The organism is Dokdonia sp. R86516 (assembly GCF_044596715.1).
Classification (GTDB): Bacteria; Bacteroidota; Bacteroidia; order Flavobacteriales; family Flavobacteriaceae; genus Dokdonia.
On the sequence record NZ_CP138998.1, the window covers coordinates 2,158,601 to 2,182,642 of the forward strand.

The window sequence follows — 24,042 nt, forward strand, 5'->3', positions numbered from 1 at the left end:
TTAATAGTATTTACTTGCAAATGTCATTTGATAGTCGCAATTAATAGAGTTTAACCTTTGAAAACAATTCTCTGATAATGGGTTGGATTTTAATAAAGTGAGGCTGCTTTTTTAGTTGCACAAAAACCTTATAAAGTTGGCTAAACCATAAAAGATCTAGAAATATAGTAATAGAAAATTGAGCCTAAAAAATACGAGGAACATAGATAATCCCAGCCACAATCACAGACGCTAGTGCTGCGATACCTACTGCACCTGCAGCAATATCTTTAATGCGACCTATCTTCTCATGAAAGTCTGGATGTATAAAATCTGCAATGCCTTCTATGGCGGTATTGAGACCTTCGGCAGTCATTACAAGGCCTATGCATAATATTTGGGCAATCCACTCTGTGCGTGAGATGTTATAGTATAATCCAGCAATAGTAATTAGTATGGCAACGCCAAACTGTACTTGAATACTAGCCTCAGAGCGTATAAGTTGTATACCTCCTTGTAGCGAGTATTTCATTCCCTTAAGTCTTCCAGTAATAAATTTAATAGGCAATGGAGTGGAGGTGTATAGTTAAAAAAATGCTGAGTATAGCAGTTTGTGATATACTCAGCATTAAAGGTATGTATATTATTTAAGAGCGCTCATTGCACCTTCATAGTTAGGTTCTTGACCTACTTCTGGTACTTGCTCTGTATAAATTACTTTTCCAGTTTCATCGAGTACGACTACAGCTCTTGAGTGAAGACCTTCAAAGGCTCCTCCTGCAATAGTTACCCCATAGTTTTTTCCGAAGTTACCAGATTTAAAGTCAGAGAGTGTATGTACATTTTCTAGACCTTCAGCAGCACAAAAACGAGCCTGTGCAAAAGGTAAATCACGAGAAATACAAAGTACCTCTGTGTTTTCTGCACCAGAAATTTTCTCATTAAATGTGCGTACAGATTGAGCACAAACACCAGTATCTACCGATGGGAATATATTTAATACTACACGCTTCCCTTTAAAGTCTGCAAGACTTGCAGTAGACATGTCATTTTTTGAAAGTGAAAAATCTGGAGCTGTTGTTCCTACTTTTGGAAGTTCTCCTATTGTTGTTGCAGCGTTTCCGCCTAAAGTTATATTTGCCATATTAATTTTTTTGTTGTCTCGTAAAAGTAAAACAAAAACTATCATTTACCACTCGCTTAACATTAGTTTATCAAGTTGCTCTGGTATACTTACATTGAGAATAAAAAAAAGTACAACTGCCAGTGGCGGTTGTACTTTTAATAAGATGATGTGTAGGAGATCTTAATTATCTATAGACCCCATTACACGTTTCATAAAGCCGTTAAGAGCCTCTTTTTTTGCAGTACCGCTACGCATATCTTTATGCACTTCTAGCGCTCCATACATATTTGAGATAAGTTCACCTATAACGTCTAGCTCTTCATCTTTAAGAGAAGGAACCTCTGTAAGGTGCTCAAGTGTCTCTACTGTTTCAATAAGAAAATCTTGGTCATTTTCTTCTATAAAACCTACGAGGTGCTTAATTACTGGTAACTTCATTTACAAGGTCTTTAAGTACATCAAATTTATTAGTCTGTACTTGATTAGTAAATGATCCCTTTGTAAATGTTGCAAAAGTAGGAAGGTTATCTACCGTAGCCATTTTACGTGACTCAGGATTCTTCTCTGCATCTACAATAACAAACTTTACGTTTTCATTTTCTGAAGCTAGTTTCTTGAACTTAGGCTTCATAATACGACAGTTACCACACCATGTAGCACTGTATTGTACGACAACGGTCTCGTTTTCGGCAACAATCTGATTAAGATTATCTTGATCTAATTCTTGAATCATAGCTTCTATTTTTTTTTAGTTTGCGTGAGCAGCAAGGTAGCTAGCTACACCATCACGGTTTGCGTTCATCGCTTCTTTACCATCTTCCCAGTTTGCAGGGCAAACTTCTCCTTTTTCTTGTACGTGTGTGTAAGCATCTACAAGTCTCAAGAACTCTGCTACATTACGACCTAAAGGCATATGGTTTACACCTTCGTGAAAAACAGTACCTTCCTCATCAATAAGGTAAGTCGCTCTATAAGTAACATTATCACCATCTACCATTACAGTTCCAGTCTCTTCATCAAAACGCTCGTTTGTCACGTCAAGAATTCCAAGTTGGTTAGCAAGGTTACGGTTAGTATCTGCAAGAATAGGGTATGTTACTCCTTCTATACCTCCATTATCTTTTGCAGTGTTTAACCATGCAAAGTGTACTTCTGGAGTATCACATGAAGCTCCTATTACTAGCGTATTACGATCTGCAAATGCTTGTTTTGCAGCTTCAAAAGCGTGAAGCTCTGTAGGACAAACAAATGTAAAATCTTTTGGGTACCAGAAAAGAATGATTTTCTTTCCTTCTTCTTTTGCTTTTTCTAAGATGTTAATCTTAAAAGTATCTCCCATTTCGTCCATTGCATCTACCGCAAGGTTTGGGAATTTTTTACCAACTAAAGTCATTGTTTTAGGTTTTTTTATTCGAGTGCAAAAGTACTTAGAAAAGTAACGTCATATTATACTGTAAAATGGGATAATTTTATAGTAGTATTGGTTTTGCTTATGATTAAGTTTTAAGTGCGTATTGTGATGTGGTTACGCTTTCGCGAAAGCGTAAAAACCTATTTTGAAACGAGGTCATCACTTGTTCCAAACCTTCTATCTCTACCTGCCGAATGTACAGAAAAACCATTGCTTCTTACTAAACGATATGCTGTTCCCCAAGAGTCCGTCTTCCAAGTTTTAAGTAGCGGTCTACCATTAATTAAAGTGTCTATAGATGGGGTTTGCAGGTTTTTAGATTCGTATGAATGGATACGAGTGAGGATTTGAGCCATTTCATGTTCGGTATCCCGAACATTTAAAACTCGATCTTTATAACTAAAGTAGATTATGGAAATCGTTGCGGGAAGAAATATTGAAATAAAGATTACTATGAACGTAGGTTGACCAAAGAACTTTTTAAATGGCTTACGTTTACCTTCTTCTTTCTCTTCAATTTCTATAGATTTCTTATGCTTATAGTCTGCAGAAATAAGCCCAAAATCCACTAACAATGTTAAAAATAATTCTAACATTAAGCCGCCGAACGAGCATTCTTTATTTGCCTGATTTTAATATTAAACCCGGCAAAGAGAAGTGTCATAAAAGGTGAGAGCCAATTAAAAATGGCAAATGTAATGTACTCCGCTACGCCTACACCTAAAACGGTACTTTGATAAGCACCGCAAGTATTCCAAGGTATCAGTACGGAGGTAACAGTTCCCGAATCTTCTAGTGTGCGAGATAGGTTTTCTGGAGCAAGACCTTTGTCTTCATAGGCTTTCTTAAACATTTTACCAGGGATGACAAGCGCAAGATATTGGTCTGAAGCAATAGCATTGAGACCAAGACAAGAAATCACTGTACTAGCAAAAAGTCCAAAAACGGTATCTGCCACACTTAATAATGCTTTGGTAATACGAGCTAATGCTCCTATACCATCCATAATTCCTCCAAAAACCATGGCGCAACAAATAAGTAATATTGTCCATAGCATACCAAGTATTCCTCCTGAACTAAAAAGCTCGTTCAGTGTTTCGTTAGGCGTTTCGATAGCGGTATCTGTCCAGATAGCAGTGAGAATAGCATCTGTTTTTGAAGTAGATAGTATGTTTAAAATGTCTGGCTGAAAAATGTAAGCAAACACTGCTGCAAGAATAACCCCTACTCCTAAGGCAATTAATGGTTTTGTTTTTGTTACAATGAGTGCAATCACAACTCCTGGAACAATAAATAGGAGTGGAGTGATATTAAAGGTGTCATCAATAACACTTAGGAGTGCAGTGATATCTGCAGTACCAGTAGTGTCTATACTTAAACTTATGATGATAAAAACAATAAGTGTAATTACAATTGTAGGTACCGTTGTAAGTGTCATGTACTTTATGTGTGTAAATAAGTCTGTACCTGCCATTGCTGGGGCTAGGTTAGTCGTATCACTTAGTGGTGACATTTTATCACCAAAGTATGCACCAGAAATCACCGCTCCGGCTATCATACCTGCATCTATACCCAATGCTTGACCTATTCCAATTAATGCAATACCTACGGTGGCAGAGGTAGTCCAAGAACTTCCTGTTGCAATGGAGATAATGGCAGCAATAATGACTGAGGCTGGTAAAAAGATAGTAGGATTTAAAACCTGAAGGCCATAATATACCATAGCTGGTATGATACCACTCACAAGCCAACTACCAGCTAGAGCTCCTACGAGAAACAAAATCATGATGGGTACAAAGACACTTTTGAGATTTTCCCAAACTTCGGCAAGCATAATTCTTAAGGTAGATTTATTAAGAAAGCCTACCACTGCAGCAGCAGCTCCACCCATAAGAAGGATGTATTGATTAGAATACTCACCAAGCCACTCACCATCTTTAAAGAAAATGTTATAAGCCAAAAGCCCCATGAGTATTACCACTGGAATAAGTGACTCCCATAAATTTAATTCACGATTGTTAACAATATGGTGGTTTTTTTGGTCTTCCAGTTCTTTGTTCATGAGAGTGTGCGATTTCTACCCGTAATGTTACAATAATAGGTGGTATTCTGCAAGGTGTATGCGCAAAAACCAGCGATGTGAGATCTTATATGATTTAAAAATAAATATAACTCAAAGTGCTATCTTATTGAGTTATCACAAATTACTTGGTTCTAATGTGTTTAGAATAAGTCTCTTAAAAAAAAGCGAGGATAAAGCTGTAGTTCTTTACCCTCGCATATCAACAAAATTGAAAAAAGTTATGCCACTACAGATTGTAAAACTCCTATCTCTTCCATGCAAGATTTCATCATCTCATAAGTACGTTCTATATCTGCATCAAGGCCTATTGAGAACCTTATGAGACCATCTGTAAGTCCCATAGCTGCTTGCTCGTCTTCTGGAATTTCTGATGAAGTAGAAGTTCCTGGTGCGCTAAAAAGTGTTTTATAAAATCCTAAACTCACGGCTAGGTAACCTAGGTTCTTTTCTTGCATTAACTCCATAAGTGCATTTGCCTTATCTAGTGATCCTACATCTACTGTAAGCATACCGCCGTAACCATATTTTTCGTTCATGTGTCTATTAAACACTTCATGGCTTGGGTGAGAAGGAAGCCCTGGATAAACCGTTCTTAATCCTAACTTTTCAAAACGCTCTGCGAGATACATTGCATTGTGACTGTGTTGCATCATACGTATGTGCAGAGTGCGTAAATTTTTAAGAACAGAAGCAGCGCGTAAACTATCCATTGTTGGCCCTAGTAACATACTTGCTCCGTCATTTACATTGCGTAACGCATCTATAAATTCTTGTGTACCGCACACTACACCACCTACGGTGTCAGAAGAACCGTTTATAAATTTAGTAAGACTGTGTATCACCACATCTGCTCCGTGTTGCACGGGAGAAATAGAAAGTGGAGAGAACGTATTATCTACCACAAGTTTCAAGTTATGCCTTTTGGCAATTGCTGAAAGTGCTGCAATATCTGCAATTTCTAAAAGCGGATTACTAACAGACTCACAGTATAAAACTTTTGTGTCTTTTGTAATAGCAGCCTCCACTACCTCAAGGTTTGTGATGTCTACAAAACTAGTAGTGATACCTAACCTTGGTGCAAAATTCTTTAAGAATGCATACGTTCCACCGTAGATAGTACGGCTAGAGACGATGTGATCTCCAGCTTCACAGAGTTGTAGTAATACAGGGGTAATGGCTCCCATACCACTGGCGGCAACGTTTGCCGTTTCTGTTCCTTCCATTGCGGCAAGAGCTGCACCCAGATATAAGTTTGATGGAGTGCTGTGTCTCGAGTATAAATAACATCCATCTGCATTACCTTCAAAGGTGTCAAACATTGTTTTTGCCGATAAAAAAGTGTAGGTTGAGCTATCTGAAATAGAAGGATTTACTCCTCCAAATTCTCCAAAATACTGTAAATCTTGAATCTCGTTTGCGGGTTTAAATTTCATGGTTGATATCGGTTTTTGTAATTGAAACCTGTTTCGGTGTTCAAGCACATTGGTTGTTAGAATTATAGGATCAATGTAATTATCATTTAATTATTAAGCTGGGGAGCTTGTAATTATGTTTAGTAAATGTATGTGATTGTAGATTTATAGTCAACAGAAGAGGTTGATTATAGATTTTAAAACTGTATTTTTGATTAAAATTAGAATTTAGCTTTCGCGAAAGCGTAAAATAATAACCCTCACTGATAATTTTTCTAATATGAAACTAGACGAGATAGACAAAAAGATATTGCGTTTCCTACAACAGGACGCCAAAATCACAAATAAAGAGCTTTCTGCAAAGCTTAATCTCTCTGTAACTGCTATTTATGAGCGTGTAAAAAAGATGGAGCGCTCTGGAGTGATTGCACAGTATATTACACTTGTTAATAAGGATATCGTAGGGCTAGGTTTTCAGGTGTTTTGCCACGTAAAGCTAGAGAAGCACGCTCAAAATGCAATAGACTCTTTTGAAAAAGAGGTGACCGCGCTAGATGAGGTGCTAGAGTGTTTTCACGTAAGTGGTGACTATGATTATTTACTCAAAGTGCTGGTAAGAGATATGGAGCATTTTCGTAATTTTATGGTAACCAAGCTTACTACGCTTAAGTATATAGGGAGTACACAGAGCTCGTTTACTATAAGCGAGGTGAAAAACACTACAACAATCACGGTATGATGAATGGTAAGTATTATGTACTCACAGAGTTTTTTATATTATTCATAATACTACCATTAAGTCTATTATTACCCTATGACTTTAAGGTCAAGGTAGCTTCGGTTTTAATAGGTTTTACATATTTACTGGTGATGCTTTATAGAAGTAAGGCAGTAAAGTTTAAGGTTGAGCGGTCAATAAACTGGCTGTCTTTTTTTAAGGAGACAGCTGTGAAGCTTGTTGTTATAGCTATTGTTACTACCATTTACGTGTATATATTACAGCCTTCTAGCTTGTTTTGTGTACCACAGAGCAACCCAAAATTATGGGTGATGATATTGCTAGTGTACACCTTCTTATCTGTATGGCCACAAGAAGTGATTTATAGAACCTTTTTCTTTAATCGTTATGGCAGTTTCTTTAAAGACAAGCGATTACTTATTGTGGTAAACGCTATTGTGTTTGCAATGGCGCACTTGTTTTTACGTAACACTTTAGTGATTGTGCTTACTTTTTTAGGCGGGTTATTATTTGCTTATACCTTTAAGAAAACAAGATCTACCACACTGGTTTCTATAGAGCATGCTTTATACGGTAACTGGTTATTTACAGTAGGGATGGGGCAGATGCTTGCCTTCCCAGGGATGGAGGCGTGTTAATCTATGGGAAATGAGCATTTATCTTTAATTAAGATTCTAGTAAATAGTGTAATTTTGAACTATGGAAAACAAGTTTCATTCACTAAGACAACATTTTGAAGAGTTATACTCGTTGACAGATGAAGAATGGAATTTTATTGAGCCACACTTTCATTTTAAAACATTAAAAAAGCATCAATTTTTAATTCAAGCAGGGCAGGCTGTCGATTTTGAATACTGGATTATTAATGGCCTTGTGAAAGCCTATCACATAGACGATAAAGGCAAAGAACACATTCTCCAGTTTGCAATGGAGAAATACTGGGTGAGTGATCACTGTGCTTTTCAGCATCAAGAACCAGGAACTATATTTGTAGATTGTCTAGAAGATTCTGAATTTTTCTGCTTGTCATTAGAAGATAGGGAGAAGATTTGTCTTGCAGTACCGGCTGTTGCTAATTTCTTTAGAGTTAAATCAAATCACGGTTATATAAACCTGCAAAAAAGAGTGTTGTCATTACTGACTATGACTGCAGAAGATAGGTATCAATACCTAATTACTAAACTACCTGCTTTAATACAGCGCGTGCCTAAAAAATTAATAGCTTCCTATTTAGGCGTTTCCAGAGAGACTTTAAGTCGTTTTAATAGCTAAAAGTGATCTAAATCACATTTTTATATTGATCTACCTCACATTAAAACTGTGAGGTATGTCCTCGTACACCCCTTTGTTTTCATAGAATTTTGTATCCAACAATTAAAAACAAATTATTATGAAAACAACAACGATAGATAGTCATACAACGGTCACTAAAAAGAAGAGTCTACCAGCTGCTCTATGGGCATTGACTATAAGTGCCTTTGCGATAGGTACAACAGAATTTGTAATTGTAGGGCTGCTGTCTACAGTTGCAAATGACCTAGGTACATCATTAACATCAGCAGGATTATTAGTAAGCCTTTATGCTATTGGGGTAGCCATAGGTGCACCCATATTGACTGCTTTAACTGGTAAAATTCCAAGGAAACAATTATTGTTGGGCATTATGTTGCTTTTCATCATTGGTAATGGTTTAGCAGCAATTTCACCTAGTTTTGAATTGTTACTCTTATCAAGAGTCGTGACAGGTTTTGCACACGGTGTATTCTTTTCAATTGGGTCTACCATTGCCGCTAGTTTGGTGCCAAAAGACAAAAGAGCAACTGCCATTTCTATAATGTTTGCAGGTCTTACTGTGGCAATTGTAACTGGTGTGCCTTTGGGTACTTACATCGGTCAGAATTTTGGATGGAGGGCAACATTTATTGGTGTCGCAGTATTAGGATTAATAGGAGCAATAGCAAGTCTAGTTTTGGTTCCTAAAAACATCAAACAATCGGCTCCATTAAGATTAGTAGACCAATTAAAAGTGATTAAAAATCCGTCTATTTTATTGGTGCTTGCCATTACTGCATTTGGTTATGGAGGTACGTTTGTCACATTTACTTACTTAACACCATTGTTAGAAAAAGTGACCGGCTTCTCTTCAGATATGACTAGTATATTTCTTTTAATCTATGGGATTGCAATAGCTATAGGAAACATTGTAGGCGGTAAAGTTTCAAACAATAAACCAGGCAAAGCATTATTGGTGATGTTTGCATTACAAGCCATTGTGTTGTTTGTATTGTACTTCACGGCTTCAAGTCAGACTTTTGCCATAGTAACCTTATTTTTTATGGGAATACTTGCTTTTTCAAACGTACCTGCATTGCAATTATATGTGGTAAAAATGGCCGAAAAATACTTGCCAGGAACCGAAGATGTAGCCTCAGCATTAAACATCGCAGCATTTAATGTTGGTATAGCCATTGGTGCTTATGTAGGCGGAATGGTAGTGGAATCTGATCCAGGTGTCGCAGCAACGCCTTGGGTAGGAGGTATTCTTGTAATTGTAGGGTTCTTATTAACCTTAGTTTTATTTAAAAAAGAAAAAATATAGAAGTCATAAGTCTATATATTAGAAAAAAAGCCAATCGAAAGATTGGCTTTTTTAATTATACTTCATATTCTTTAGAGCTCATCACTCGCTTCTTCTTGTCCCATCATCATTAGGTAACCTTTTAAGAAGAGGTCTATGTTACCATCTAGTACAGCATCAGTGTTACCCGTCTCTACAGCGGTGCGTACGTCTTTTACAAGTTTGTAAGGATGTAATACGTAATTGCGTATTTGTGATCCCCACTCAATGGCTTTCTTATCTGCTTCTATCGCGTTACGGGCTTCCATTTGCTTGCGTAGTTCTAGCTCGTATAATTGAGAACGTAGCATCTGTAACGCTTTTGCACGGTTATCGTGTTGCGATCTCGAGTCAGAACAAGAGATTTGTATACCCGTAGGGTGGTGGGTAAGTTGGACCTTAGTCTCCACCTTATTTACATTTTGCCCTCCAGCACCAGAAGATCTTGCCGTCACAATATCATAGTCTGCTGGATTGAGTTCTATCTCAATACTATCATCTACAAGTGGATACACATATACCGAGGCAAATGAGGTATGACGCTTCGCATTACTGTCAAAAGGGGAGATGCGCACCAGTCTGTGTACACCGTTTTCACCTTTAAGCCAGCCAAAGGCAAACTCACCTTCTATCTCTAGCGATACCGTTTTTATACCCGCTACATCACCTTCTTGAAAGTTAAGCTCTTTTACCTTCCAGCCTTGTTTTTCTGCATACATTAAGTACATACGCATAAGCATAGATGCCCAGTCGCAACTCTCTGTGCCACCCGCACCAGCGGTAATCTGTAAGACACAGCTTAGCTCATCACCCTCTTCTGAGAGCATATTTCTAAACTCGATATCTTCTATAAAACTAGCCGCTTTCTCATAGCGTGCTTGTACATTTTCTTCTGGAGCTTCGCCTTCTTTTGCAAATTCATAGAGCACCTCTAGGTCTTCTACAAAGGTTTGAGCCTCCTCATAATCTGTTACCCATTTCTTTTTAGAACGTAAGGTTTTCATAAAGGCTTCAGCCTCTTTTGGGTCGTTCCAGAAATTAGGGTCAAAGGTTTTTTCTTCTTCGTTTTGTATCTCGATGCGTTTGCGATCTACGTCAAAGATATCTCCTTAAGCCGTCTACGCGCTCTTGGAGTGATTTTATGTGGTCTGTTGTAATCATATGCTTCCCTTGCTGGGTATGTAATTTAAAATGCTATAAACTTCTAGGTGTTGAGAATGTGGGTTTTTACGCTTTCGCGAAAGCGTACTCATTACTCATCTAGTAAGTCTGGTCTTCTTTCTTTTGTTCTTATATATGCTTGTTCTTCTCGCCATTCTTCAATTTTAGGAGTGTTACCACTCGTTAAAATCTCAGGAACTTTCCAGCCATTATAATCTGCTGGGCGTGTGTAAATAGGTGGAGCGAGTAATCCATCTTGAAAACTATCTGTAAGCGCCGAAGTCTCATTACCTAGCACCCCAGGAATTAAACGTATCACCGCATCACAGAGTATAAGTGCACCTAGCTCTCCACCGCTTAGTACGTAGTCTCCTATAGAGATTTCCTTGGTAATAAAATGATCTCTCACACGCTGGTCTACTCCTTTATAATGACCGCACAAAATGATGATATTTCCTTTGAGAGAGATGGTATTTGCCATCCCTTGGTCTAGTGTCTCACCATCTGGAGTCATATAGATCACCTCATCATAATCACGCTCAGATTTGAGCTTAGAGATACATTTATCTATAGGCTCAATCTGCATCACCATTCCTGCACCACCACCAAACTGGTAGTCGTCTACTTGCTTATAATTTGTATCTGTGTAATCACGTAGATTATGAAACTGCACATCTACTAATCCTTTTGCAATTGAGCGCTGCATGATAGAAGCTTCAAAAGGGCTTTTAAGTAAATCTGGTACAACGGTAATGATATCTATTCTCATAATCTTAATAAGGTTGAGCTATTGTAATTGGGGTATTATACTAGCGAGCCCAAAAGTAATGTAAATCGGGGTCTTTATTAAATCCTAGGCGCTCATAAAGTTGTTGAGCAGGGTTTGTAGTCTCTGTTTGTAAAACGATGCCTTTTTGCTTTAATGATAAGCATAGTTCTTTTGCACTGTTTATGAGTAATGTACCTATACCTTTTCCACGGTGCGCAGGAGATATATATAAATCATTAAGCAGCATCATTTGCTCCATACTCACTGATGAGAAAAGCGGATAAAGTTGAGTAAATCCTACGGCTTCCGTTTCTTCTCTGTCATAAAAGGCTATGAAAATAGTGCTCTCTTTATTTGTAAGCCTTTCTTTCAAAAATACGCTTGCTCCTTCCAGGTTTGAAGCTTGCCTATAGAATTGCCTATACCCGTCAAACAGTGGCGTTATGATATCTAAATCTTGTAAAGTTGCTTTGCGTATATGCATAAAAAAAATCTGTACTACAAAGTACAGATTTTTTGATTTTCTTAAAAATAAGCAGACTATCCTTTTGCAGACTTAAGTGCTTTGTTGCGCTCGTCTTGAAGCTGGCGTCCTAATTTTTGTTCTTTTTCTAGTGCCTTACGACGGTACTCATCAAACTCAACCTCTGTTTCATCAAGCTTATGTTGTGCTTCTTTAGTAAGAACGTTACTACTTCTAAACTTGTATATAAAAAATACAAGTCCAAGTAATAAAAGACCAATAATGCTCCACATCATAGTCTGGTAACTTCCTTTACTCATTTGGATCCCAAAGAAGTTTATAGAATCTTTTTCTTCTTCTGTTTCTGCAAGCGTGAGCTGTATTTTTTCTAAGTCGGCGCTTACTTTTGAGGCAGCTGTTTGCTGCTTATTCATTTCAGACTTTAGATTTTCTATTTCTGTTTGTAATACATCAATACGTGCCTTTGCATTTTGTTGCAAGCGATTCATTTTTACCTTTTCAATAACTTTAAATTGCTGGTAGTTATTTGAACCTTCAATGACTTCGGTAAATTGTTCGTCTATTGTTTTGGTAGCATCTTGAGCCTGTGACACAGAAAATGACAGGAGGAATATAAAAGCAAGTGCTTTGGTAAAAAATCTCATATAGGTTGTTGTTTAAATATAATTGCGGCTAAAATATAGCTTTAATGCTTGCCTCGGTTTACAAAAATACGTCAAAATATAGCTTTTGGACTTTTTTATTAAAAATTAAGAATCATCTTAATCACTTTAACTTTTTGCAAGGCATTTTGACGTTAGTTATTTTAATGATAAAGCCACCTCGGGAGGTGGCTTTATGTGTGTTCTCAAGATTACTTACTAGTAAACTATCTTGTTTTTACATCACGCTTTCGCGAAAGCGTAACACCTACAAGTATAATCCTAGTAATATGTAAATCTGCGCACCTTTGCAATGTACTTAGCAAGGCGTATAACTTGATGGCTATACCCATACTCGTTATCATACCAAACGTAAAGCACAACGTTTTTACCGTCCTTACGTACTATTGTAGCGTTACTATCATAAATACTAGGAGCAGATGATCCTATGATGTCGCTAGATACGAGTTCGTTATCAATAGAATACTTGATTTGCTCTACAAGAGCTCCTTCAAGCGCATATTTTTTAAGAAGCGTGTTGATTCCCTTTATGCTTGTTTTCTTATTGAGTTCTAGATTAAGTATCGCAAGTGAACCGTTAGGCACAGGAACGCGTATCGCATTTGAGGTAAGTTTCCCTTCAAAATGTGGAAGCGCTTTACTTACTGCAGCTCCAGCACCAGTTTCTGTAATAACCATGTTAAGTGCAGCAGCACGACCTCTACGGTACTTGCTGTGCATGTTATCAACTAGATTCTGATCGTTAGTATATGCGTGTATTGTCTCTAGGTGTCCAGTTTGTACACCTAATGTGTCATCAATCGCTTTAAGAATAGGAGTGATAGCATTTGTAGTACAAGAAGCCGCAGAGAAAATATTGATTTCATCTGGGTTATTCTCTAGGTGGTTTACACCGTGTACAATGTTAGGAATCCCTTTTCCAGGAGCAGTAAGAAGTACTTTAGCAGCTCCTTTGCTTACTAAATGTCTACTTAACTGTTCTTTATCACGGAAGGCTCCAGTATTATCAATAACCAGCGCATCGTTTATCCCATAGGCAGTATAGTCGATATCTTCTGGTGCATTTGCACTAATGAAGTTTACCGTAGTACCATTAATAATAAGTGCTTTGTTTTCTACATCTATAGACACAGTTCCAGTAAAGTCACCATGTACAGAATCACTTTTAAGAAGACTTGCTCTTTTTTCAAGTACAGTTTGATCTACAACACCACGGGTAACTACAGCTCTAAGACGTAGCTGACTACCTTTACCAGTGCGAGTCATTAACTCTCTTGCAACAAGACGACCTATGCGTCCAAAACCGTAAAGAACAACATCCTTAGGCTCGATAGGAGTTACATTTTCGGCAGGCTTTAAGCGCTGCGCTACAAAACTAGTTGCATTTGCATTATCCTCTAGGTGATACTCATAAGTAAGTTTACCTATATCTAACTTAGATGGAGGAAGGTTAAGTTGCTTGATTGCTTCTGCAATTTCAACACTATCAAAAATGGAGATAGGCTTCCCTACAAAGGCACCTGCATACTCGTGTAAATCTAGAATCTGACTCACGTTGCGATCCATTACTTGATTTCTAAATACTACAAGTTCTATGGCGTTGTCGTACCATAAATCACTAGCAATTTTAATAAACTCTACAGTTGCTCTACGGCGATCTGCTTGAAAGGATAGTTCTTTTTCGTACGTTTCTGATTGACTCATTACGATGTAGTTAAAAGGTTTGTTTTGGTTTTACGAAAATGTAAATTCACTTAAATTTTCGGCAAAAGTATATATTTTAAGTGGGTACGCAAACGATTTCGTGATTGAATTTAATGTAAAAAAATAACCCCTCCAGTATGGAAGGGTCATTCACTTTTAAGTGTGTATTGATTAATCGAAGATAAAACGGTTGCGTTCTCCTTTTCGATCTACAAAAACGATACTTACAGGCTCATTTACACTTTTGTTCTTAAAAATGTTTTTTACATCATCAATAGAGTTTACCATCACGTCATCTATCTCTGAGATTACGAGACCTTCAATTCTATAACGTTTCATAGCTTCTGTGAGCGTCTGGCTTATTACTACGCCATTTTTGGCTTTATACTTTGCAAGATCTTTTGGTGAAGCATTTTTAACTTGTATGCCTAGTCGTTCGATATCAAAAGTGATTGACTTTATTAATTTGACAGGTAATGTCATTTTAGTATCGTCTCTTAATATTTCAACCTGAACAACATCATCAGGTCTCTTTGAATTGATATATCCAGTAAGATCAGAAAATTTTGTAATATTAATATTGTCTAATTTCTTAATAATATCTCCAGTCTTTAATCCTGCTTTTTCTGCGCCACTTTCAAACTCTACACCAGCTACATAAAAACCTTCGGCAGTTTTTAGGTTTTCTGCTTCGGCAATTTCTGCAGTGAGTGTACCACCACTTACTCCTAAGATTCCTTTTTGTACAGAACCAAATTGCATGATGTCTTCCATAATCTTACGAGCGTTGTTTGAAGGTACGGCAAATGCGTATCCTACGTAAGATCCCGTTTGTGAGGTGATCGCAGTGTTGATACCAATCAACTCACCAAAGATATTAACCAAAGCTCCACCGCTGTTACCAGGATTAATAGCTGCATCTGTTTGTATAAAAGACTGGTAGTTTGCATCGCGTTCATCTATATCACGAGCTTTTGCAGACACAATCCCTGCAGTTACTGTTGAGGTTAAATTAAATGGATTTCCTACGGCAAGTACCCATTCTCCTACTTTTGTGCCATCACTATCGCCAAAGGGAATATATGGCAGTTCTTCACCCGCGTCTATTTTTAAGATAGCAATATCTGCCTTGGCGTCTTTACCTACCACTTCTGCCATAAAGGTTTTGTTATTATTTAAAGTTACCTCAACCTCTGTAGCGCCATCTATCACGTGGTTGTTTGTGATAATAAAGCCGTCGCCAGAGATGATAACTCCACTACCTGCACCTACAATGCCTTTGTTTGCCTGGCCGCCTCCTCTCAGATATTCCATCATATTACGAGGCTGTCTATATTCTTGTACGTTTTTAACGTGTACAACTCCGTTTACCGTTCTTTCGGCAGCTTCTGTAAAGTCTACACCACTTGCAGCAGCAGTGAGTGCTTCATAATTGACCGGTTTATAGGTAGGTGTATTATCTATCTGGGTAGGGTAAGAAGCTACTTGTACTGGCTCCTCAATAAAAAGTTTATATGATCCTAGCGTTATTGCGCCTGCTAGTACGGCGATTAAAAGTGTTCCTGCGATTTTTTTCATAGTCCGTTGCATTTAATCAATAATCGTTAAAATTAAAAATTTAGTATTTCTACGGTTTCTATTTAACTGCCATTTAACACGAGAAACGAAATCGAGATTTGCTATTTTTGTCGTAATAAAGCATTAAAAATGACAATCCCATTTTCAAAATATCAAGGTACTGGTAATGATTTTGTAATCATAGATAACCGTACTCAATACTTTCCCAAAGATGATACCAAACTCATCTCAAAGCTCTGTGACAGAAAGTTTGGCATAGGAGCAGATGGATTAATGCTGTTAGAAAATCATCCTTCGGCAGATTTTAGAATGGTGTACTATAATGCAGATGGTAATGAAAGTAGCATGTGTGGTAATGGTGGACGCTGCTTGGTAGCTTTCGCGAAAGCGTTATCTATCATAGAAAACAAGGCAACCTTTGAAGCGATAGATGGTTTACACGAGGCAAGCATAGAAGGTGATACTGTGCAGCTGAAAATGCAGGATGTATCCGAAATTAAGAAAGATGCTGCTTACACATTTTTAGACACAGGCTCTCCACATCATATTGCAATGGTAGATGATGTAGAAAAAGTAAACGTAAAAGTAGAAGGAGCAGCAGTGCGTTACGGTAGTTTATATGGTGAAGCGGGAAGTAATATAAACTTTGTACAGCAATTAGATAATGCTCATTTTGCAGTGCGCACCTATGAGCGTGGAGTAGAGGATGAAACGTTGAGCTGTGGGACAGGAGTGACAGCTGTTGCAATCGCAGCACATACAAATGGCTTAACCACTAGCAATAAAGTAGCGCTAGATGTACAAGGTGGGAAACTGTCTGTACAGTTTGAGAAAACTAATGATGGGTATTCTAATATCTATTTAATAGGTCCTGCAACATTTGTTTTTAAAGGAGAATGGCAATGAAGACATTGCAAGGAACCCACTGCTATTTAAGAGCACTAGAACCAGAAGATATTGATCACGTGTATCGTGTGGAAAATGATGAAGGTTTATGGAGTGTGGGGGAGACACTTGTTCCATTTTCAAAATATGTGCTTAAGGAATACTTAGCAAATAGTCACCGTGATATCTTTGACGTACGTCAACTGCGTTTAGTAATATGTGATAGTACTTCGCATGGTTTTGTAGGTCTTATTGATGTATTTGATTTTGATCCACATAATTTAAGAGCAGGCATAGGTATTGTAATTGCTGGTGAAGAACACAAAAGAAAAGGCTATGCCACAGAGAGTATAAGTCTTCTCAAAAATTACTGCAATACACATCTTAATTTACACCAACTGTATGCTAATATAGAAGAGGATAATAAGGCAAGTATCTCACTATTTGAAAAAGCAGGTTTTGAGTTAATAGGTATTAAAAAACAGTGGAGACGTAAACGCAGTCTCACTACAGGAAAAGAATCATATATAAACGAATTACTATACCAACACATATTCTAGATGTACATTAAAAAGATTTTACTACTTATAGTTGCCATAGGCATTGTTATAGGAGGCGTATTTGCTTACACAGTATACACTTCTATTTTTTCTGACAACACTGCGTTTAATAATGATCGCGCGCATTTATACATTGCAACAGGATCTGCTTTTAATGATGTGGTTGCAGATCTCTCGCCGCTTTTAAAAGACGAGGATTCCTTTATTACTGTAGCCGAAAAGAAAGGATATAATGATAACGTGAGGCCTGGTCATTACATTATAAAGAAAGGGATGAGTAATAATGAGATCATCAATACCATACGTATTAAAAACACACCTGTAAAAGTGGCTTTTAATAATCAAGAACGTTTACAAGATATGGCCGGTAGGGTAGCAACCCAAATAGAAGCAGACAGTACATCGCTTATTACGGCAATGCTAGATACAAACTTCTTGAGAGAACATGACTTTAATAATGACACTGCACTCACTATGTATATCCCTAATAGCTACGAGTTTTTCTGGAACACAAGTGCAGAGGATTTTAGAGCAAGAATGCTCAGTGAGTATAAAAAATTCTGGAACGCCACGAGATTAGCCAAAGCCGAAGCGCTTAATCTAACTCCGCAAGAAGTATACTCGATAGCAGCCATTGTGCAAAAGGAAACTGCCAAAACTGACGAGAGACCAAGAGTGGCAGGAGTTTACCTTAATAGACTTAAAAAAGGCATTAAGCTAGATGCAGACCCTACGGTTATCTATGCTGTAAAAAAGGAAAAGAATGATTGGGATATGGTCATAAAGCGTGTACTTTATAAAGATCTAGAAGTAGACTCTCCATATAACACTTATAGAAATAGAGGTATTCCTCCAGGACCAATATTTATGCCAGATGTTACAGCTATTCAAGCTGTGCTCAATCCAGAAAAGCATGACTACTACTATTTTGTAGCAGATGTGAAGAACTTTGGATATCACAAGTTTGCTAAGACGCTATCACAGCACAATGCAAATAGCGCTGCATATAGACGCTGGATCAACAATAAAGGCATCAATCGTTAAGTCCTTGTTAACTTTCATGTTAACAGGTATTAAATGATATCTCTAACACACTAAACCTCCTTATATTGAAGTTGTTACCGTGATTCTCATAGAAGCGCGGTTAACAGAAAATTCCTGTTACAGGAATATGTTCTTTTAATTACAATAGAATAATGGCAAGCCGCGCTTGCAAGCTCTTATGAGAATTACTAAAGATTAGATCACACTAAGTGGTCGGTAATTGTAAACTTTAATTCGATTCATTATATGAAGAGACGTTATTTACTATTAGTAGTATTGCTACCTGTGTTATTTATAATATCTACAGGCTTCATTGTAAAAGATGATAATGGCAATGCGATAGCCGCAATGTGGTTCAAAAACCAGGCAGATACTTTTGTAACTCCTACGCTTGAATCATTTGTACCCGATTTTCCAGGAGGATTTAATAGTCCTGTTTTGGGAACATCGTATATAGGCTTTAAAGAAGCTTTAGCTTTTAGTGAGTCCAGTGGTAATTATTTTGCAGTAAACAGACTTGGTTATAAAGGCAGATACCAGTTTGGTCAATCTACTCTTAAGTGGGTAGGTGTAGACAGTGCAAGAGATTTTATGAATTCTCCAGCCATGCAAGAAAGTGCATTTGATGCGCTTGTTGCAAAGAATAAATATGTTTTACGTGAGTATATCACTGCCTTTGATGGTAAAACAATAGGAGGTCATAAAGTTACCGAAAGCGGTCTCATAGCTGCGGCACATTTATGCGGAGCTGGAAACGTTAAGAAATTTCTTGACTCTGGTGGTGAGGATGTATTTGCAGATGCAAATAATGTACCTCTCACATCTTATCTAAGTCGTTTTGGCAACTTTGATACATCAATTATCCCCGCTAATGCGTCGGCAAAAGCTACTTTATAATTACTAAAAACCCAGACACTAATAGGTCTGGGTTTTTTATTGCTCTTTATTTAAGAGTCTTTATAGTGGAATGCCTTATGTTAAAATAGTGTTATGTCTTGTTATGGAGGAAGTTTTCTGGTCTACTTTTGCACCGTTATTGTATCGTCTATTGGTGTAAATTGACGTTTTGGAGTGGGATTGATTGTAGAGAGGAGAGCGTTTTTAAGTCTATTAGGTGTTGTGAGAGGTGTTAATAACCTCGTAAATACAAGTAAATGAGCACGGAAGAGTGCTTTTGGGTGATTTGCCGCTGAGGCTTGTTCATTACTCAAGATAGTTGTATTTTTGCGCGCCGAAATAGAGAGCATCTTAAGAAAGGTTTTAATTATAACCTTTTGGCGATCGAAAAGCGACCCTATGTTAAGAAACTTGACTAAAGTTACTGTATTACCTTTTATGTTAGGTATTCTGATGTTTTCCCCAGCATCTGAAGAAACATATGATTTTACTCACTACGCTACAGATGGAACATCTCTAGATTATAGTGTTGCCCTTCCTGATGAAACTGAAGAAGTTCCATTTGTTTTTAACCCCACACCACTTACCGGAAAAAATTATACAGGTTTTAAAGAAGCACTTGCTTTTAAAGAATCGAGAGGTGATTACTTAACGATAAACAGTTTTGGTTATTTGGGTAAATACCAGTTTGGTGCATCTACGCTTGATCTTCTAGGTATTACAGATGGATCAGAATTTTTAGCAGATCCGCTACTTCAAGAACAGGCCTTTTTATTGAATGCTTCCCGTAATAAATGGGTTCTTAGACGTGATATTAAGCGTTTTGAAGGACGCTGGATTGCAGGAGTACGAGTGACGGAGTCTGGAATACTTGCCGCAGCTCACCTTGCTGGACCTGGCAGTGTAAAGAAGTTTTTAAGATCTGGTGGAGAAATTGGTTTTGCAGATGCCTTTGGTACTAACATACGTAGCTATATGAAGCGATTTTCTGGTTATGATGTGTCTAATGTAAAAGCAGTAAAATACCCGTCCATTAATAAATCAACAGCTAGTCTTTAAAAGGTATAGCTTAGATAATAATATAAGACATCCAGTATCGTATAGATGCTGGATGTTTTTTTATGCGCTTTCGCGAAAGCGTAATTACCCACACCAGTAAGTCTGTCACTCTCGATGAGTAAGCTGATATTTAAAGTATGCTGCTACCTTTAGAAGATTGCAAAATGTCAGTTTGTCACTTATGTCGTTGTGGTACTTTTTTCGCTTTAAGCGAAGAACAATTATTACAAATCAAAACACATATAACATGTCAACAGGAAAAATTAATGTATCGGTAGAGAATATCTTTCCGCTTATTAAGAAGTTCTTATATAGTGATCACGAGATTTTCTTACGTGAGCTTATCTCAAACGCAACAGATGCAACCCTTAAGTTAAAACACCTTACCTCTATAGGTGAGTCTACAGCTGAGTATGGAAATCCTCAGATAGAAGTAAAAATAGACAAGGAAGGGAAGAAGCTTCATATTATAGATCAAGGTCTAGGGATGACGCAAGAAGAGGTTGAGAAGTATATTAACCAACTTGCATTTTCTGGAGCAGAGGAGTTTTTAAACAAGTATGAAGATGGTGCAAAAGATACAGGAATCATAGGGCACTTTGGTCTTGGTTTTTACTCTGCATTTATGGTGGCAGAGAAGGTAGAGATTATTACAAAGTCACATAAAGATGAGCCAGCAGCACACTGGACGTGTGATGGTAGTCCTAACTTTACACTTGAAGCGGCAGATAAGACAGAGCGCGGTACAGAGATTATCTTGCACATCGCAGAAGATAGTACAGAGTTTCTTGAAGAAGGACGCATCGCGGGACTACTTTCTAAGTACAACAAGTTTATGCCAGTGCCAATTAAGTTTGGTATGAAAACAGAGACGCTTCCTAAGCCAGAAGATGCAAAGGAAGAAGATCCAGCTCCTACACAAGAGGTTGATAATATTATAAACAACCCTAACCCAGCCTGGACAAAGCAACCAGCAGACCTTGAAGAGGAAGATTATAAAAACTTCTACCAGGAACTGTATCCTTCAAACTTTGACGAGCCGTTATTTAATATACACCTTAATGTAGATTATCCTTTTAACCTTACAGGTATCTTATACTTCCCAAAGCTAGGGCAGGATATGAATATGCAAAAGGATCGCATACAGTTATATCAAAACCAAGTTTTTGTTACAGATAACGTAGAGGGTATCGTACCAGAATTTTTAACAATGCTACGTGGAGTGATAGATTCTCCAGACATCCCACTTAACGTATCTCGTAGTTACTTACAGGCAGATGGAGCAGTAAAGAAAATATCTGGTTACATCTCTCGTAAGGTGGCAGATAAGCTTAAGTCACTCTTTAATAACGACAGAGAAGACTTTGAGAAAAAATGGAATGATATCAAACTCGTTATAGAGTACGGGATGTTATCTGAAGATAAGTTCTTTGAGAAGGCAGATAAGTTTGCACTATACCCTACAGTAGATAATACATTCTTTACTTGGGAAGAGCTTGAAGCAAAAATCAAAGAAAACCAAGTAGATAAAGACGGGAAGACTGTTGTACTTTATGCAAGTGATACAGATGCACAGCACTCATACATACAGAGCGCAAAAGACAAAGGATATGAAGTATTATTACTAAATTCTCCTATTGTATCTCACTTAATCCAGAAGCTAGAGACTAGCAAAGAAAACGTAACTTTTGTACGTGTAGATGGTGATCATATAGATAACCTTATCAAAAAGGACGAAGAGCAAATCTCAAAACTCTCTGACGATGAGAAGGAGACTGTAAAAACAGCTATTACAGATGCTATTGCAAACACGTCTTACACGGTGCAAGTAGAAGCAATGGATAGTAATGCTGCACCATTTATCATCACACAGCCAGAGTTTATGCGCCGTATGAAGGAGATGCAACAAGCCGGTGGTGGCGGAGGTATGAATATGTTTGGTAATATGCCAGAGATGTACAACCTAGTAGTAAATGGTAACCACAAACTGGTTACAGAGATACTCAATGCAGATACAGATGAGGCTAAAAAGCGTTTAATCACACAATCATTTGATCTAGCAAAGCTTTCTCAAAACCTCCTTAAAGGAGAGGAGCTTACTAGCTTTATCAAGCGTTCTTACGAGATGATTAAATAATTTTACTCGATATTATTTATATATAATAAGAAGTAAATTTTATAAAAGCCACTTTTCATTTATGGAAAGTGGCTTTTTGATTTTATAAAAGCGTAACTTTTTAAGTAGCTTACCGTCTTATGAGATAGTAGGGTAATAACTTCGCTCGCTACTGTGCAAACAACTACAATTAATAAACAATAAAGATTATGTCACTTACTCCTTCTAATATGCTCGAGCTGGGCACAAAAGCCCCAGAATTCCAACTTGTAGATACAGTTACAAATCAGCTGTGTAGTTATCATGATATTAAGGGAGAACGTGGTACTGTGGTAATGTTCATATGCAATCACTGTCCTTTTGTAGTGCACGTAATTGATGAGATTGTGCGTATAGCAAACGATTACCGAGTGCTTGGTTTTGGTTTTGTGGCGATAAGCAGCAATGATATAGTTGCATATCCTCAAGACGGGCCAGAGATGATGTGGCAAAATGCTCGTAAAAACAGCTTTACTTTTCCTTATCTACTTGATGAGACTCAAGAAGTGGCAAAAAATTATGACGCCGCCTGCACGCCAGATTTCTTTGTTTTTGGGCCTAATGATAAGTTGGTGTATCGCGGTCAGCTAGATAATAGTCGTCCGGGTAATGGAATTCCTGTAAATGGACGTGACCTTAGAGAGGCGCTAGATAACATTTTTAATAGCAAGCCACAGTCTACACTCCAAAAGCCAAGCATGGGTTGTAACATCAAGTGGAAATCATAAATAGTGTAGTGGGATGAGTACGCTTTCGCGAAAGCGTGATTCAATAAATTTATCTTTTAAAATTCTTAAATATCAGTAAGCGTTAGAGTCGCAGTCTAGAAGTAAGCCGAAAGTAAAGACCGCAAAATCAAAGTAGTGCCACTTAAAATTAAGTTTTTAGGTGCTAGATTTTTTGCTCTCCCTTTTTCTGCTATTTTTACGTAAATCCTAGACTATTGGAAATTTTAGAAAATCTGCGCATCTTAGACGGTATCGACATTTTGCTCGTTGCTACTTTGATGTTTTACTTATACAGGCTCGTTAAGGGAACAGTTGCTATAAATATCTTTATAGGTATTGTGGTGATTTACCTTATTTGGCAGCTCACAGTACTTCTCAAAATGGAAATGCTTAGTACTATACTAGGGCAGTTTATAGGCGTAGGTATGTTTGCGCTCATTGTAGTATTCCAACAAGAAATTAGAAAGTTTTTATTACTCATAGGAAGCACAAACCTCACGAAGGGCGGACTCTTTAAGAATTTTAATTTTTCAAAAAAAGAAGGTGTTCTTAATTTAGATATTCATGCAATTCTAGGAGCTTGTGAGAATATGAGTAACACCAAGACAGGTGCACTTATCATAATAAGGAGAGCAACAAGTCTAGAATTTGTAAAAGATACGGGAGACCGTATGGAGATTGAGGTAAACAGACCTATTATAGAAAGTGTTTTTTATAAGAACTCTACGTTACACGATGGTGCAATGATTATTGAGGATAATAAGATAACAGCAACACGTGTTATTTTGCCTGTAACTCAGGAACGCAATATTCCATTACGCTTTGGACTTAGGCATCGTGCTGCAGTAGGAATTACAGAAAAGACAGACGCACTTGCCCTAGTGGTAAGTGAAGAGAGTGGTGCTATTAACTATATAAAGGATGGTGAGTTTGTACTCTTTGATACCATAGATGAGTTGCGTATTTTACTAGAAGAAGAATTGATGTAG

At 37.5% G+C, this 24,042-nt stretch carries 26 protein-coding genes; 12 read left to right on the forward strand and 14 right to left on the reverse strand.

Annotation, left to right across the window (positions count from 1 at the left end; translation table 11 throughout):
* Positions 1–184: 184 nt before the first annotated feature.
* The 8 genes from SJY23_RS09770 to SJY23_RS09805 form a co-directional block, all read right to left on the reverse strand.
* Positions 185–547 (reverse strand): diacylglycerol kinase, encoded by a 363-nt coding sequence (locus tag SJY23_RS09770; RefSeq protein WP_396596194.1) that lies wholly within the window; start codon positions 545–547, stop codon positions 185–187.
* 75 nt (positions 548–622) lie between these two features.
* Positions 623–1,123: a thiol peroxidase gene (gene tpx, locus SJY23_RS09775; RefSeq protein ID WP_396596195.1), complete on the reverse strand. Its 501-nt coding sequence runs from the start codon at positions 1,121–1,123 to the stop codon at positions 623–625.
* Positions 1,124–1,285: 162 nt separating this feature from the next.
* On the reverse strand, positions 1,286–1,543 hold the full coding sequence (locus SJY23_RS09780; protein ID WP_021778616.1) for a DUF6952 family protein: 258 nt from the start codon (positions 1,541–1,543) through the stop codon (positions 1,286–1,288).
* Positions 1,524–1,838, reverse strand: a complete 315-nt coding sequence (locus SJY23_RS09785; RefSeq protein WP_035325090.1) for a co-chaperone YbbN — start codon at positions 1,836–1,838, stop codon at positions 1,524–1,526. Before SJY23_RS09785 ends, SJY23_RS09780 begins: the two co-directional genes overlap by 20 nt.
* A gap of 15 nt (positions 1,839–1,853) precedes the next feature.
* Positions 1,854–2,498 carry a peroxiredoxin gene (locus SJY23_RS09790; protein ID WP_035334048.1) on the reverse strand — a complete coding sequence of 215 codons (645 nt, stop codon included), beginning with the start codon at positions 2,496–2,498 and terminating at the stop codon, positions 1,854–1,856.
* Between the two features lie 158 nt (positions 2,499–2,656).
* Positions 2,657–3,085, reverse strand: a complete 429-nt coding sequence (locus SJY23_RS09795) for a hypothetical protein (protein ID WP_396596196.1) — start codon at positions 3,083–3,085, stop codon at positions 2,657–2,659.
* Positions 3,086–3,111: 26 nt separating this feature from the next.
* Positions 3,112–4,578 (reverse strand): Na+/H+ antiporter NhaC family protein, encoded by a 1,467-nt coding sequence (locus SJY23_RS09800; protein WP_396596197.1) that lies wholly within the window; start codon positions 4,576–4,578, stop codon positions 3,112–3,114.
* A 239-nt stretch (positions 4,579–4,817) separates the two neighbouring features.
* Positions 4,818–6,032: an aminotransferase class I/II-fold pyridoxal phosphate-dependent enzyme gene (locus SJY23_RS09805; RefSeq protein WP_396596198.1), complete on the reverse strand. Its 1,215-nt coding sequence runs from the start codon at positions 6,030–6,032 to the stop codon at positions 4,818–4,820.
* Between the two features lie 259 nt (positions 6,033–6,291).
* Between SJY23_RS09805 and SJY23_RS09810 the strand changes: the two genes are divergently transcribed.
* The 4 genes from SJY23_RS09810 (at position 6,292) to SJY23_RS09825 (ending at position 9,349) form a co-directional block, all read left to right on the forward strand.
* Positions 6,292–6,750, forward strand: a complete 459-nt coding sequence (locus SJY23_RS09810) for an Lrp/AsnC family transcriptional regulator (RefSeq protein ID WP_035334043.1) — start codon at positions 6,292–6,294, stop codon at positions 6,748–6,750.
* Positions 6,747–7,388, forward strand: coding sequence for a CPBP family intramembrane glutamic endopeptidase (locus SJY23_RS09815; protein ID WP_396596199.1), 642 nt, complete (start codon positions 6,747–6,749; stop codon positions 7,386–7,388). The genes SJY23_RS09810 and SJY23_RS09815 overlap by 4 nt, the downstream gene beginning before the upstream one ends.
* 61 nt (positions 7,389–7,449) lie before the next feature.
* Positions 7,450–8,022 carry a Crp/Fnr family transcriptional regulator gene (locus SJY23_RS09820; RefSeq protein WP_299148397.1) on the forward strand — a complete coding sequence of 191 codons (573 nt, stop codon included), beginning with the start codon at positions 7,450–7,452 and terminating at the stop codon, positions 8,020–8,022.
* 118 nt (positions 8,023–8,140) lie between these two features.
* Positions 8,141–9,349, forward strand: a complete 1,209-nt coding sequence (locus tag SJY23_RS09825) for an MFS transporter (RefSeq protein WP_396596200.1) — start codon at positions 8,141–8,143, stop codon at positions 9,347–9,349.
* Positions 9,350–9,420: 71 nt separating this feature from the next.
* Here the strand turns inward: SJY23_RS09825 and prfB are convergent.
* The 6 genes from prfB to SJY23_RS09855 form a co-directional block, all read right to left on the reverse strand.
* Positions 9,421–10,528, reverse strand: a protein-coding gene (gene prfB, locus SJY23_RS09830) for a peptide chain release factor 2 (protein WP_148305630.1) whose coding sequence is annotated in 2 segments (ribosomal slippage) — positions 9,421–10,464 and positions 10,466–10,528 — 1,107 coding nt in all. Because the reading frame shifts where the segments join, the coding sequence is not laid out codon by codon here.
* 91 nt (positions 10,529–10,619) lie between these two features.
* Complete coding sequence (gene trmD, locus SJY23_RS09835) at positions 10,620–11,297, reverse strand: tRNA (guanosine(37)-N1)-methyltransferase TrmD (RefSeq protein ID WP_396596201.1); 678 nt, start codon at positions 11,295–11,297, stop codon at positions 10,620–10,622.
* Between the two features lie 40 nt (positions 11,298–11,337).
* Positions 11,338–11,781, reverse strand: coding sequence for a GNAT family N-acetyltransferase (locus tag SJY23_RS09840; protein WP_396596202.1), 444 nt, complete (start codon positions 11,779–11,781; stop codon positions 11,338–11,340).
* A gap of 56 nt (positions 11,782–11,837) precedes the next feature.
* Entirely contained in the window at positions 11,838–12,425 is a 588-nt protein-coding gene (locus tag SJY23_RS09845) for a hypothetical protein (protein WP_396596203.1), read from the reverse strand.
* 279 nt (positions 12,426–12,704) lie between these two features.
* Positions 12,705–14,147, reverse strand: coding sequence for a glyceraldehyde-3-phosphate dehydrogenase (locus SJY23_RS09850; protein ID WP_396596204.1), 1,443 nt, complete (start codon positions 14,145–14,147; stop codon positions 12,705–12,707).
* A 171-nt stretch (positions 14,148–14,318) separates the two neighbouring features.
* Positions 14,319–15,725 (reverse strand): trypsin-like peptidase domain-containing protein, encoded by a 1,407-nt coding sequence (locus SJY23_RS09855; protein ID WP_035334035.1) that lies wholly within the window; start codon positions 15,723–15,725, stop codon positions 14,319–14,321.
* A gap of 129 nt (positions 15,726–15,854) precedes the next feature.
* Here SJY23_RS09855 and dapF point away from each other — a divergent pair, with 129 nt between their 5' ends.
* From dapF to SJY23_RS09895, 8 genes are all read left to right on the forward strand, one after another.
* Positions 15,855–16,631, forward strand: a complete 777-nt coding sequence (dapF, locus tag SJY23_RS09860; protein WP_396596205.1) for a diaminopimelate epimerase — start codon at positions 15,855–15,857, stop codon at positions 16,629–16,631.
* Positions 16,628–17,170, forward strand: coding sequence for a GNAT family N-acetyltransferase (locus SJY23_RS09865; protein ID WP_396596206.1), 543 nt, complete (start codon positions 16,628–16,630; stop codon positions 17,168–17,170). The genes dapF and SJY23_RS09865 overlap by 4 nt, the downstream gene beginning before the upstream one ends.
* The gene (mltG, locus tag SJY23_RS09870) at positions 17,171–18,214 is read left to right on the forward strand and encodes an endolytic transglycosylase MltG (protein ID WP_035334032.1); all 1,044 of its coding nucleotides are present in this window, start codon (positions 17,171–17,173) and stop codon (positions 18,212–18,214) included.
* Between the two features lie 246 nt (positions 18,215–18,460).
* Positions 18,461–19,111 (forward strand): peptidoglycan-binding protein LysM, encoded by a 651-nt coding sequence (locus SJY23_RS09875; protein ID WP_396596207.1) that lies wholly within the window; start codon positions 18,461–18,463, stop codon positions 19,109–19,111.
* Positions 19,112–19,510: 399 nt separating this feature from the next.
* Positions 19,511–20,170, forward strand: a complete 660-nt coding sequence (locus tag SJY23_RS09880) for a peptidoglycan-binding protein LysM (RefSeq protein WP_396596208.1) — start codon at positions 19,511–19,513, stop codon at positions 20,168–20,170.
* A 247-nt stretch (positions 20,171–20,417) separates the two neighbouring features.
* A complete protein-coding gene (gene htpG / locus SJY23_RS09885) occupies positions 20,418–22,307 on the forward strand; it encodes a molecular chaperone HtpG (RefSeq protein ID WP_396596209.1) in 1,890 nt (629 codons plus the stop codon).
* 188 nt (positions 22,308–22,495) lie between these two features.
* On the forward strand, positions 22,496–23,053 hold the full coding sequence (locus SJY23_RS09890) for a thioredoxin family protein (protein ID WP_035334026.1): 558 nt from the start codon (positions 22,496–22,498) through the stop codon (positions 23,051–23,053).
* 215 nt (positions 23,054–23,268) lie between these two features.
* A complete protein-coding gene (locus SJY23_RS09895) occupies positions 23,269–24,042 on the forward strand; it encodes a diadenylate cyclase (RefSeq protein WP_035334025.1) in 774 nt (257 codons plus the stop codon).

What these genes read in the sequence shown, in the direction of transcription:
- tpx (WP_396596195.1), bottom strand. Translation starts at nt 1,123, where the DNA reads ATGGCAAATATAACTTTAGGCGGAAACGCTGCAACAACAATAGGAGAA.
- SJY23_RS09780 (WP_021778616.1), bottom strand. Translation starts at nt 1,543, where the DNA reads ATGAAGTTACCAGTAATTAAGCACCTCGTAGGTTTTATAGAAGAAAAT.
- SJY23_RS09785 (WP_035325090.1), bottom strand. Translation starts at nt 1,838, where the DNA reads ATGATTCAAGAATTAGATCAAGATAATCTTAATCAGATTGTTGCCGAA.
- SJY23_RS09790 (WP_035334048.1), bottom strand. Translation starts at nt 2,498, where the DNA reads ATGACTTTAGTTGGTAAAAAATTCCCAAACCTTGCGGTAGATGCAATG.
- SJY23_RS09800 (WP_396596197.1), bottom strand. Translation starts at nt 4,578, where the DNA reads ATGAACAAAGAACTGGAAGACCAAAAAAACCACCATATTGTTAACAAT.
- SJY23_RS09805 (WP_396596198.1), bottom strand. Translation starts at nt 6,032, where the DNA reads ATGAAATTTAAACCCGCAAACGAGATTCAAGATTTACAGTATTTTGGA.
- SJY23_RS09810 (WP_035334043.1), top strand. Translation starts at nt 6,292, where the DNA reads ATGAAACTAGACGAGATAGACAAAAAGATATTGCGTTTCCTACAACAG.
- SJY23_RS09815 (WP_396596199.1), top strand. Translation starts at nt 6,747, where the DNA reads ATGATGAATGGTAAGTATTATGTACTCACAGAGTTTTTTATATTATTC.
- SJY23_RS09820 (WP_299148397.1), top strand. Translation starts at nt 7,450, where the DNA reads ATGGAAAACAAGTTTCATTCACTAAGACAACATTTTGAAGAGTTATAC.
- SJY23_RS09825 (WP_396596200.1), top strand. Translation starts at nt 8,141, where the DNA reads ATGAAAACAACAACGATAGATAGTCATACAACGGTCACTAAAAAGAAG.
- trmD (WP_396596201.1), bottom strand. Translation starts at nt 11,297, where the DNA reads ATGAGAATAGATATCATTACCGTTGTACCAGATTTACTTAAAAGCCCT.
- SJY23_RS09840 (WP_396596202.1), bottom strand. Translation starts at nt 11,781, where the DNA reads ATGCATATACGCAAAGCAACTTTACAAGATTTAGATATCATAACGCCA.
- SJY23_RS09845 (WP_396596203.1), bottom strand. Translation starts at nt 12,425, where the DNA reads ATGAGATTTTTTACCAAAGCACTTGCTTTTATATTCCTCCTGTCATTT.
- SJY23_RS09850 (WP_396596204.1), bottom strand. Translation starts at nt 14,147, where the DNA reads ATGAGTCAATCAGAAACGTACGAAAAAGAACTATCCTTTCAAGCAGAT.
- SJY23_RS09855 (WP_035334035.1), bottom strand. Translation starts at nt 15,725, where the DNA reads ATGAAAAAAATCGCAGGAACACTTTTAATCGCCGTACTAGCAGGCGCA.
- dapF (WP_396596205.1), top strand. Translation starts at nt 15,855, where the DNA reads ATGACAATCCCATTTTCAAAATATCAAGGTACTGGTAATGATTTTGTA.
- SJY23_RS09865 (WP_396596206.1), top strand. Translation starts at nt 16,628, where the DNA reads ATGAAGACATTGCAAGGAACCCACTGCTATTTAAGAGCACTAGAACCA.
- mltG (WP_035334032.1), top strand. Translation starts at nt 17,171, where the DNA reads ATGTACATTAAAAAGATTTTACTACTTATAGTTGCCATAGGCATTGTT.
- SJY23_RS09875 (WP_396596207.1), top strand. Translation starts at nt 18,461, where the DNA reads ATGAAGAGACGTTATTTACTATTAGTAGTATTGCTACCTGTGTTATTT.
- SJY23_RS09880 (WP_396596208.1), top strand. Translation starts at nt 19,511, where the DNA reads ATGTTAAGAAACTTGACTAAAGTTACTGTATTACCTTTTATGTTAGGT.
- htpG (WP_396596209.1), top strand. Translation starts at nt 20,418, where the DNA reads ATGTCAACAGGAAAAATTAATGTATCGGTAGAGAATATCTTTCCGCTT.
- SJY23_RS09890 (WP_035334026.1), top strand. Translation starts at nt 22,496, where the DNA reads ATGTCACTTACTCCTTCTAATATGCTCGAGCTGGGCACAAAAGCCCCA.